Raw genomic sequence first — 10,506 nt, 5'->3', positions numbered from 1 at the left:
GGGCCGTCCAATCCCCGAACCCTCGCAGTCCAGCAGCACACCCCCCAAGACCTGCCGGACCAACGCGAGCCGCACCCTGTCTGCCCGCGCGACCCCACACCCAGCCCTCTGCGCCCAAGGCCACGCCTGACCGACACCGAGAGCCAGACCGAAGCCGCCAACACACCCGGCACCCCGCGCTGTACGCCCCCCAAACCGCACTTACACCCCCGACACTCCCCCTCCGGACGCCCAACAGCCCACCTCAGGTCCGCGCGCTCCACACATGCGCCGCCCTCGGCCGGCGCCCTGGCCCCGCCAAGCGCCCTGCCCGCCCCGCTGACCCCGCCCCCAGCCCGGCGCAGCCACCCCCACCCGACGACAGACCCGTCACAGACGGTGCGGACGGGCACCCGTCACCTCGACCAACGGCAACGGATCAGCCGACTCCAGCGCGGGATCGTCGACGAGAAACGTCCGCACCCGCCCCGGCTCCGAATCCGGCGTCTCGAACCGTACGGTCACCCGCCCCAGCCCGCTCCCCTGCACCCACCCGTGCCCGTACTGGGCGTGCCGCACGTCATGACCGGCAACCCACCGCCGCTCGACCAACACGTCCCGCTCCTCGGCGGGGACGTCGTCAGCCGCCTGCTCGACGGCATGATCCACCCCCTCTCCAGCGGCCCCAGCGGCCTCCGCGGCCTGGGCGAACAGGTCCTCCTGAGTGAAGTCGGCGAGCCCGGTGACCCCCACCCCCAGCAACCGCACACCCCCCGTCGAGTCGACGCCCTCCAGCAACCGCAGGGCGGCCTCCCGCACCACCGCGGGATCATCCGTGGGCCCCCGCAGGGTCTCGGACCGCGTGAGCGTCGAGAAGTCGTATCGCCGCACCTTCAGCACGATGGTCCGCCCCGACAGCCCGGCCCCCCGCAACCTCCGCACACACCGGTCCGCCAACCGCTGCACCTCCAGCCCCACCCGGACCCGGTCGTGGATGTCCACGTCGTACGTGTCCTCCACCGAGACCGACTTCGCCTCCCGCTCCGCCACCACGGCCCGCTCGTCCCGCGCCAGCGCCATGGCGTACAGCCCGTGCCCGTGCGCCTTCCCGAGCAGCCGTACGAGCTCGTCCTCCCCCGCCTCGACGATCTCGTCGACGGTATGGATCCCGGCCCGCCGCAGGTGGTCCCCCGTCGCCGGCCCCACCCCCGGCAGCGTCCGCACCGACAGCGGTCCGAGCAGCGCCCGCTCGGTGCCCGGCTCGATCACCACCAGCCCGTCCGGCTTGGCCTGCTCGGAGGCGATCTTCGCGAGCATCTTGGACGCGGCCAGCCCCACCGATCCCGTGAGCCCCGTGACGGCCCGTATGTCGCCCCGCAGCCTCGCCCCGACCAGTCGCGCCGACGCGTCGTCCCAGGCCGCTCCACCGGCCTCCAGATCCACGAACGCCTCGTCCAGGCTCAGCGGCTCCACCAGCGGCGACAGCTCCCGCAGCAGCCCCATCACCTGCTCGCTGATCGCCTTGTAGAACCCGAAGCGCGGCACGAGATACGCGGCGTTCGGCGCGAGCCGTCTCGCCTGGCCCATGGGCATCGCCGAGTGCACCCCGAACACCCGTGCCTCGTAGGACGCGGTGGCCACCACTCCCCGCGGCCCCAGCCCGCCCACGACGACGGCCTTCCCCCGCAGGCTCGGCTTGGACGCCTGCTCCGCCGAGGCGTAGAAGGCATCCATGTCGAGATGCAGGATCGTGGGCGCTTTTCTCACATGTCCGATGCTGCCCTACGCCACTGACAATGCCCCGCCGCAGACGCGGGACAGGCTCAGACCGCCCGGTTGCGGCGCCTGGCCAGCTCGTCCGCGGGGTTGTGCCCGATGAGCGTCTCCCCGGTGTCGATGCGCTCCCCGTGCAGCTGCGACAGCGCGCTCTCGACATCCCGCCACACGACGCCCACGGCGATCCCGAAGACCCCCTGGCCGCCCTGGAGCAGCGCGTGCACCTCGTCGGGCGAGGTGCACTCGTAGACCGTGGCCCCGTCGCTCATGAGCGTCATGCGCTCCAGGTCCTGGAACCCGCGCTCCCGCAGGTGCTGGACGGTGGTGCGGATGTTCTGCAGGGACACGCCGGTGTCGAGGAACCGTTTGACGATCTTGAGGACGACGACATCCCGGAAGCTGTAGAGCCGCTGCGTCCCCGACCCGTGGGCGGGCCGCACGCTCGGCTCCACGAGCCCGGTGCGCGCCCAGTAGTCGAGTTGCCGATAGGTGATACCGGCCGCCGCGCACGCCGTAGGACCGCGATAGCCGATCTGCTCGGACGCCATGGACGTCGCCCCTCCGCTGCTCGGCACGGCTGTAGGTCGCTGCGGAGCGTGATCGGCCGCGCTGCTGTGAAGCGGGTACGGACCGCTCGCCCCGAGACTCCGTCCGGGGGCACCCCCAGCCGTACCGTCGCCGCTGCTTCTCACGCCGACCTCCGTCCTTGACCTGCCTTCTCGACGGTAGGCAGTCACCAGGGGTGCGTCAACGATCGCCACACTCGGCACGCCGAGTGATAATCACCCTAGGAGTGGTTTGCCGTACCTCATCGCGGGGAAAGGCTAGCCGAATGCGCTCCGAACGGGCCGCAGGACGCTCTCACGCGCCGGTGGCAAATGCCAGCATTTTGGTGGCGACCGGACACGGCCGACCCGTCACGGACCACTGATCCGCCGGATCGGCCGCGACTGCCTCACTGGCTGCTGGTGCCGAAGTCCTCGGGGGAGATCTGGTCGAGGAACTCGCGGAACTTCTCCACTTCGTCCTCCTGCTCGTCCGGGATCGCGATGCCGGCGTCGTCGAGCACCCCGTCGCTGCCGTAGATCGGCGTCCCGGTGCGCAGGGCCAGCGCTATGGCGTCGGACGGCCGCGCGCTCACCTCGACCCCGCTGGCGAAGACCAGCTCCGCGTAGAAGACGCCCTCACGCAGGTCCGTGATGCGCACTTCGGTGAGCTCCTGGCCGACCGCCTCCAGCACGTCCTTGAACAGGTCGTGCGTGAGCGGTCGTGCGGGGGCCATGCCCTGCTGCGCGAAGGCGATCGCCGTCGCCTCTCCCGGCCCGATCCAGATGGGGAGGTAGCGGTCGCCTCCCACTTCACGCAGGAGCACGATCGGTTGGTTGGAGGGCATTTCGACCCGGACACCTACGACATCGAGCTCGTTCACACAGCAACCCTAGGCCGTGCCCGGGACGTTTGGGTAGTCGGGCAGGAAACGGGGGACGATCCGGTGCCCGGTGTGCCCTCAGGGCAGGCGTACGCCGAGCGCGGTCTGGACAAGTGCCGCGTGCAGCCTGACAGTGAGCCCCGCGAGCTCCTTGGCCCGGGCTTCCGCGTGGGCGCGGGTCTGCGGGTTGCGGTGGCGCTTGAGCGGAGCCACCACCTGGTCCACGAGCCCCGCCTCACGATCCGCGGCCGCCTTCATCGCCCGCAGGTGCCGCGGCTCGATCCCGAACCGCCCCAGCTCCACGACGAGCGCGGCCACGGTCACCGCCTCGGCGTCGTAGCCCCCGTCCGGCAGCGGTGTGATGAGCCCGTACGACTCCCACTCCGTCAGCTGCGTCTCGCCGATCTCGGCGGCGGCGAGCAGCTCGGTCCGGCCGATCCGGGCCGCGGTCGGGCCCTCGGCGACCTCCAGGACCGTTTCTCCGTCCCGCTGGCGCCCCACTGTGGGCAGCGCGACGGCCTCGCCGCGCTCCATGGCGTCCAGGTGCTCCCGGATCACCTTGAGCGGCAGATAGTGGTCCCGCTGCATCCTCAGGACGTGACCGAGGCGCTCGACGTCCCGCTTGCTGAACTTTCGGTACCCGGAGGGGGTCCGCTGCGGCTCGATGAGGCCCTCGGACTCCAGGAAACGGATCTTGGAGATCGTCACTTCGGGGAACTCGTCGCGCAGCACGTTCAGCACTGTGCCGATGCTCATCAGCCCACTGTCCGTGGCGGCGGTGCCGTGTCCGGCACCGCCGCTCGGTGTTTGAAGCATGGACCTTCCCTGGGAGGGTCAGTAGCCCTGCTGGCTCGCGTAGAACACCAGCCGGTACTTGCCGATCTGCACCTCGTCGCCGTTGTTCAGCGCGACCGCGTCGATCCGCTCGCGGTTGACGTAGGTGCCGTTGAGACTGCCCACGTCGGACACCGTGAACGAACCGTCCTGACCGCGGCGGAACTCCACGTGCCGGCGCGAGACCGTGACATCGTCGAGGAAGATGTCGCTCTGCGGGTGACGGCCGGCCGTGGTCAGCTCGCCGTCCAGCAGGAAGCGGCTGCCCGAGTTCGGTCCACGGCGCACCACCAGGAGCGCGGAGCCCAGCGGGAGCGCGTCGACGGCCGCCTGCGCCTCCGGGGAGAGCGCCGGCATCTGGGTCTGGCCGGTGACCTCGGAGTCGTAGGCCTCAAGACCCGAGATGGAGATGGTGGAGGTCGTCTCCGAAGGACGCTCGGGAACCGCTCCGGGCCGCAGCGGGGCACCGCAGTTGGAGCAGAAGCGGCTGTTCTCCGCGTTGCGGTTACCGCACCTCGTACACACCAGGGCCGACATAGGGGAAAACCCTCCACCCGTACTTGAGGTTGACGGCTGCCCGAAACCTATGCCGCCGGACTGGGCAGGGTCAACAGAGGGCACGCCCTGACCTCCGGAAACGTCACCACCCTGACCGGCGACCTGATCCCGGAACAGCGGGCGCTGGCCCTCGGCGTCGGGCTGTGCGCGATGACGAGCGGTCGCGTTGTCGCTGCCTTCTCGCGCGCTCTTGCCGAACAACTTCGCAAACAACTTCACGGGCGATTCCCCTTGACCGAAACAGACCCGCCCGTGGGGCAGGACGAACCCTGATTGAACACACCGGCCGACCCGGACATCCTCACAACGTCCGTTTCCACCAGACAGTTTCCACCACGCACCACCCATTCGGTGCGCCGACCCCCCGCAACCTCTTGCCCTGGCCGGATGCCCCCCATGCACCCCCGGTTCACTGGGAGGACGACCGAGCGTAGTCAGGCCGCTTCGCCGCTCGCAAGGCGTCCACGACGATCTTGTCCGACCGCTCGACGGTAATGGTGGCCTGCTCCTTCTCAAGAGTCTGCACCACGCCTCCAGGGATGTTCAGCGCCGGTTCGAGGTCCTGCGGATTGCCGATGACCTTGAAACGAAAGGGCGCGGTGATCTTGTTCCCGTCGACGCTCACGCTCTTGCCCGAGTCCGACAGATAGGTGCCCGCGACGACCCGTACGCCGTTCACCTGGATCGCCTCGGCTCCGGCCGCCCGCAGCTCCTGGATCGCGTCGAGCAGCATGTCCGCCTCGACCGTCCCCTTGTTGTCCTCGATCGTCATCGTGATGCCCGGCCCCTGAGCGGCCACCGTGCCCGCGAGGATGCCGAGTTGCCGCTCCTTCTCGACCGTCTGCTTCCGGGCCTCCTCGGCCTGGTCGGAGCTGTTCTCCAGCTCGTCCCGCTGCTTCTCGAGGCCCTGCTTCTCGTCTTCAAGACGCTGAGTACGGTCGTCCAGTTCATCGAGGATGCGGACAAGATCTTCCTGCCTCGCACCCCGCAGCGCACTGTCGCTGTCGCTGTTGGACGCCACCTGGACGGCAAGGCCGAATCCGAGGCCGAACAGCAGGACGGCGACGATGAGTTGGGCGCGCGTCACACGCGGCGGCCAGAGCCCCTGCACAAGCCTCTGCCGGCCGGTCAGCCCGGGCTCCGCGGCCGGCGCGCCGGATTCCTCGGTCGCCTCGGTCGTCTCGGTCTCCTCGGCCGGTGTCGCCGGGAGTTCCTCGGGCAGTTCCTTGCGCAGCCTGTTGCCGGGCGTCTCTTCCTGTCCGCTCATCGGCGTCACGCCCTGAAGACGTGCCGACGGATCGCCGCGGCGTTGGAGAAGATCCGGATGCCGAGCACGACGACCACACCGGTCGACAACTGGGCACCCACACCCAACTTGTCGCCCAGGAACACGATCAGCGCGGCCACGACCACGTTCGAAAGGAACGACACGACGAAGACCTTGTCGTCGAAGATGCCGTCGAGCATGGCCCGCAGCCCTCCGAACACTGCGTCGAGCGCCGCCACCACGGCGATCGGCAGATAAGGCTCGACGACCGCCGGAACCTCAGGCCGGACCAACAGGCCGGCCACGACTCCCACGACGAGGCCCAGTACGGCGATCACGATGTGCCCTTCTCAGTTCTCGGCTCTGCTGTACGTACGATCACACTCGGTGCGGCCGGCAGCCGGAGGTCGTCCTCCGCGGAGATGGCGGTCCGGATGCCGTAGTTCTCTTGCAGGGCGTGCAGATACAGCCCGTCGGCACTGTCCTGGAACCTGGTGCTCAGCCGCTGCCCGTCCCCCACCGCAAGCACCGTATACGGCGGAACCAAAGGCTTGTTGTCGACCAGTATCGCGTCACCCGCGGCCCTGATCGCCGACAGCGCGGTCAGCCGCTGTCCGTTGATGGAGATGGCCTCCGCGCCCGACTCCCACAGCCCGTTCACGACCCGCTGCATGTCACGGTCACGCACCCGGCCGGTGTCGGAGAACCCCGATGTCTCGCGCGGGTTCCCGTCGCCCCCCGTACTGGCTTCCTTGGCGTCGTTCACGACCAGCTTGACGCCCGGGCCGTGCACCTCCACGGCGCCCGAGAGGATGCCCACGAGGTCGGCCTGACCGCTGTCGCCCGTGTGCTTGAGCGCCTCTCGCTGCCGCGTGCCCACGTCGTCGCGCAGCTGGTCGACGCTCTCCTCGAGCTTGTCCGCCGTATCGGTCTCGCGGTCGATACGGTCGATGAGCTCCTCGCGCTCCTTGGCCACGACCGGAGCGGCCACCCGCGCCTGCGCGGCCCCCACGGTCACCACGAGAGCGGCGAGCACCAGCCCGAGGGCCAGTCCCAGCCTGGCCCGCAACGTCTTGGGCAGCCCACCGTCACCGGCCGCCTTCTTGCGGGCCGAGGCCTCGGCGTACCCGTCGTCGAGGCTGTGGTCCATGACGTTGGTGAGCAGCGACATGGAGGCGTCCGGGCGCGACGGGCGCGTGGGGGTGCTCCGAATGGGGGGCTGCTGCGGCATGCCGCACATCGTCGCACGTCGCGGCCCCTACCTCCGAATGGCCCCATCGGCGTGCCGGACAGGCCCCCTTGGGGACACATGTCCGGCACGCGCGTGTGCGTGGCTCAGCGGCCGGCGCTGTCCACGACCGCCGACCACTCGTCCAGCAGGGCCTGCGCGGACGCGTCGTCGGGCCCTTCGGCCCACAGATGGGTGACCGCCTCCGCCGGATCCGGCAGCACCATCACCCAGCGCCCGTCGGTCTCCACGACCCGGACACCGTCGGTCGTGTCGACAAAGCGATCGCCCGCCGCCTCCACGACCCTGCGCATCACCAGACCCTTGACGGCCCACGGGGTCGCCAGATCCCGCTTGAGGACATGCGCCCGCGGAATCCGCGCGTCGATCTGGCTGAGCGTGAGCTGCGTCCGCGCCACCAGCCCGATCAGCCGTACGAAGGCCGCCGTACCGTCGAAGACACTGCTGAACTCCGGAATGATGAAGGCGCCCTTGCCGTCACCGCCGAAGATCGTCGAGTCGTCGCGTCCGACCCGGGTCAGATCGTCGGGCGAGGTGGTCGTCCACTCGACCTGCGTCCCGTGGTACGCCGCCACCTGCTCGGCGATCCGCGTGGTGGTCACCGGCAGCGCCACCCGGCCGCTGCGCCGCTCGGCGGCCACCAGGTCGAGCATGACGAGCAGCGCGCGGTCGTCCTCGATGATGCGGCCCTTCTCGTCCACCAGGGACAGCCGCTCACCCACCGGGTCGAACCGCACACCGAAGGCGGCCCGCGCGGACGCCACGATCTCGCCCAGCCGCACGAGCCCGGACCGCCGGGCGTCCGCCGTCTCCGTCGGCCTGGACTCGTCGAGCCCCGGGTTGATGGTCAGCGAGTCCACCCCGAGCTTCCCGAGCAGACTCGGCAGCACCAGTCCCGCGCTGCCGTTCGACGCGTCCACGACGACCTTCAGCCCCGCCTCGGAAACGCCGGTGATGTCGACGTTCCGCAGCAGCGAGCCGGTGTACGAATCGAAGACACTCGCGGGGAAGTGCAGATCCCCGATCTCGCCGGGGAACGCGCGCCGGTACTCCTGCCGCGCGAACACCCGGTCCAGCTTTCGCTGGCTGCCCTGGGAGAGGTCCGCGCCCCGCCCGTCGAAAAACATGATGTCCACGGAATCCGGCACCCCGGGCGTGGTCCGGATCATGATCCCGCCGGCGCTCCCTCGCGCGGTCTGCTGCCGCGCCACGGGCAACGGTACGTTCTCCAGGTCGCGTACGTCGATGGCGCTGGCCTGCAGTGCGGAGATGACCGCTCGCTTCAGTGCCCGCGCGCCACGGGAGTGGTCGCGGGCGGTGGTGACGGTCGAACCCTTCTTGAGGGTCGTCGCGTAGGCGCCGGCCAGCCGGACCGCCAGTTCCGGGGTGATCTCGACGTTGAGGATGCCGGAGACGCCACGGGCACCGAAGAGATGCGCCTGACCTCTGGACTCCCAGATGACCGAGGTGTTGACGAAGGCACCGGCCTCAATGGTCTTGAACGGGTAGACCCGCACATTCCCCTGAATGATCGATTCTTCGCCCACGAGGCACTCGTCGCCGATGACCGCGCCGTCCTCGATACGAGCCGCGCGCATGATGTCGGTGTTCTTTCCGACGACGCAGCCTCGCAGATTGCTCTGCTGACCGACATACACGTTGTCGTGCACGACGGCCTTGTGCAGAAACGCCCCGCTCTTCACGACCACGTTCGAGCCCACGACGGTGTGCTCACGGATCTCGGCGCCGGCCTCGACCTTGGCGTAGTCGCCGATGTACAGCGGACCACGGAGAACGGCGTCGGGATGCACCTCGGCACCCTCGGCCACCCATACGCCCGGGGAGAGCTCGAAACCGTCGATCTCGACGTCGACCTTGCCCTCCAGGACGTCGGCCTGCGCCTTCACATAGCTCTCGTGCGTGCCGACGTCCTCCCAGTACCCCTCCGCGATATAGCCGTAGACCGGCTTGCCTTCCTTCATCAGCTGCGGGAAGACATCGCCGGACCAGTCCACGGGCACATCGGGGTCGACGTAGTCGAAGACCTCGGGCTCCATGACATAGATGCCCGTGTTCACGGTGTCCGAGAAGACCTGGCCCCAGGTCGGCTTCTCCAGGAAGCGCTCGACCTTGCCTTCCTCGTCGACGATGGTGATGCCGAATTCAAGCGGATTGGGTACACGCGTCAGGCAGACGGTGACCAGCGCGCCCTTTTCCTTGTGGAAATTGATGAGCTCGGTGAGGTCGAAGTCGGTCAGGGCATCACCGGAGATGACGAGGAAAGCATCGTCCTTCAACGCCTCTTCGGCGTTCTTGACGCTTCCGGCGGTACCGAGTGGCTTCTCCTCATTGGCATAGGAGAGCTCCATTCCGAGCTCTTCACCGTCACCGAAGTAGTTCTTGACCAGAGAGGCCAGGAACTGGACGGTGACGACGGTCTCGTTGAGCCCATGCCTTTTGAGCAGCCGCAGAACATGCTCCATGATCGGCCGGTTAACCACCGGCAGGAGCGGCTTGGGCATGCTCGAGGTCATGGGACGAAGGCGTGTGCCTTCGCCTCCGGCCATCACGACGGCCTTCATGTCGGAAGCGTCCTCCTTAAAAGATGACGGTCCAGCCGACTACACCCGTCCAGATTGTCCCGCACTTTTCAGCCGGGGGCCATCGAGCCGCTACGGCCGTGCCAATGGGCGAGTTCAGTCGGCCTTGGCGTCCGCACGGACCAGGCGGCGGACTTGGACCACATAGAGCACTCCTGCCCACCAGTACAGGGTTGTACCCCATCCGGCGAACGCCCATCCGAAAATAGCAGCGAGTGACGAGATCCATCCAGTCCCGTCACTGAGCAGAAGCAGCGGGAAGGCGTACATCAGGTTGAAGGTGGCGGCCTTGCCAAGGAAGTTCACCTGCGGCGGCGGATAACCGTGACGCCTGAGGATGCCCACCATCACCAGGAGCATCAGCTCCCGCAAGAGCAGTGCAGCCGTCAACCAGATTGGCAGAATCTCGCGCCAGGTGAGGCCGACCAGAGTCGAGAGAATGTAGAGGCGGTCCGCCGCGGGGTCGAGCAGCCGGCCGAGGCTGCTGATCTGGTTCCACCGCCGGGCCAGCTTGCCGTCCAGGTAGTCGCTGATCCCGCTCAGAGCGAGTACCAGCAATGCCCAGCCGTCACTCTTGGGCCCTCCGAACTCGGGCCGGAGGATCAACCACAGGAAGAGCGGCACCCCAACGAGCCGCGCCATGCTGAGGATGTTGGGGATGGTGAGGACCCGGTCCGTCTGGACCCGGGTCTCCTGGACCTCCACCCGGGGGCCTCCTGTGGGAAACGTGCCAACGATGCCCCCTGACCCTACCTCAACGCAAAAAAGCTCTGGCTCTTGGGCTGCGTGCCCAAGAGCCAGAGCTCTAAAAGGA

Annotated in this window: 10 protein-coding genes; all 10 read right to left on the bottom strand. The window is 68.6% G+C overall.

Annotated features, from left to right (window positions below):
* Nucleotides 1-369 precede the first annotated feature (369 nt).
* The 10 genes from AQI94_RS16450 to AQI94_RS16405 all read right to left on the bottom strand — a co-directional run bounded on the left by AQI94_RS16450 (nt 370) and on the right by AQI94_RS16405 (nt 10,397).
* Nucleotides 370-1,746 carry a DNA polymerase IV gene (locus AQI94_RS16450; RefSeq protein WP_078902575.1) on the bottom strand — a complete coding sequence of 459 codons (1,377 nt, stop codon included), beginning with the start codon at nt 1,744-1,746 and terminating at the stop codon, nt 370-372.
* 56 nt (nt 1,747-1,802) lie between these two features.
* A complete protein-coding gene (locus AQI94_RS16445; RefSeq protein WP_078902576.1) occupies nt 1,803-2,447 on the bottom strand; it encodes a MerR family transcriptional regulator in 645 nt (214 codons plus the stop codon).
* 263 nt (nt 2,448-2,710) lie between these two features.
* Nucleotides 2,711-3,184, bottom strand: coding sequence for a bifunctional nuclease family protein (locus tag AQI94_RS16440; RefSeq protein WP_004002801.1), 474 nt, complete (start codon nt 3,182-3,184; stop codon nt 2,711-2,713).
* Nucleotides 3,185-3,262: 78 nt separating this feature from the next.
* Nucleotides 3,263-4,000: a transcriptional regulator FtsR gene (gene ftsR / locus AQI94_RS16435; RefSeq protein WP_031037134.1), complete on the bottom strand. Its 738-nt coding sequence runs from the start codon at nt 3,998-4,000 to the stop codon at nt 3,263-3,265.
* Between the two features lie 18 nt (nt 4,001-4,018).
* Nucleotides 4,019-4,924: an FHA domain-containing protein gene (locus AQI94_RS42800; protein WP_078902577.1), complete on the bottom strand. Its 906-nt coding sequence runs from the start codon at nt 4,922-4,924 to the stop codon at nt 4,019-4,021.
* A gap of 61 nt (nt 4,925-4,985) precedes the next feature.
* Nucleotides 4,986-5,843 (bottom strand): DUF881 domain-containing protein, encoded by an 858-nt coding sequence (locus tag AQI94_RS16425; protein ID WP_031037141.1) that lies wholly within the window; start codon nt 5,841-5,843, stop codon nt 4,986-4,988.
* Between the two features lie 5 nt (nt 5,844-5,848).
* Complete coding sequence (locus tag AQI94_RS16420; protein WP_003988855.1) at nt 5,849-6,181, bottom strand: small basic family protein; 333 nt, start codon at nt 6,179-6,181, stop codon at nt 5,849-5,851.
* Nucleotides 6,178-7,083 (bottom strand): DUF881 domain-containing protein, encoded by a 906-nt coding sequence (locus AQI94_RS16415; RefSeq protein ID WP_107064190.1) that lies wholly within the window; start codon nt 7,081-7,083, stop codon nt 6,178-6,180. Before AQI94_RS16415 ends, AQI94_RS16420 begins: the two co-directional genes overlap by 4 nt.
* A 95-nt stretch (nt 7,084-7,178) precedes the next feature.
* Nucleotides 7,179-9,674, bottom strand: a complete 2,496-nt coding sequence (locus AQI94_RS16410; RefSeq protein ID WP_031037147.1) for a mannose-1-phosphate guanyltransferase — start codon at nt 9,672-9,674, stop codon at nt 7,179-7,181.
* 114 nt (nt 9,675-9,788) lie between these two features.
* Nucleotides 9,789-10,397: a CDP-alcohol phosphatidyltransferase family protein gene (locus AQI94_RS16405; protein WP_031037149.1), complete on the bottom strand. Its 609-nt coding sequence runs from the start codon at nt 10,395-10,397 to the stop codon at nt 9,789-9,791.
* Nucleotides 10,398-10,506 lie beyond the last annotated feature (109 nt).

The sequence above is a fragment of the Streptomyces pseudovenezuelae genome, assembly GCF_001513955.1.
In the GTDB taxonomy this organism is placed as follows: domain Bacteria; phylum Actinomycetota; class Actinomycetes; order Streptomycetales; family Streptomycetaceae; genus Streptomyces; species Streptomyces pseudovenezuelae.
This window is presented reverse-complemented; position numbering and strand designations above follow the sequence as displayed.

Excerpts from the sequence above, each read along its gene's own strand:
- AQI94_RS16425 (WP_031037141.1), bottom strand. The coding sequence starts at position 5,843 with ATGAGCGGACAGGAAGAGACGCCCGGCAACAGGCTGCGCAAGGAACTG.
- AQI94_RS16410 (WP_031037147.1), bottom strand. The coding sequence starts at position 9,674 with ATGAAGGCCGTCGTGATGGCCGGAGGCGAAGGCACACGCCTTCGTCCC.
- ftsR (WP_031037134.1), bottom strand. The coding sequence starts at position 4,000 with ATGCTTCAAACACCGAGCGGCGGTGCCGGACACGGCACCGCCGCCACG.
- AQI94_RS42800 (WP_078902577.1), bottom strand. The coding sequence starts at position 4,924 with ATGGGTGGTGCGTGGTGGAAACTGTCTGGTGGAAACGGACGTTGTGAG.
- AQI94_RS16415 (WP_107064190.1), bottom strand. The coding sequence starts at position 7,083 with ATGTGCGGCATGCCGCAGCAGCCCCCCATTCGGAGCACCCCCACGCGC.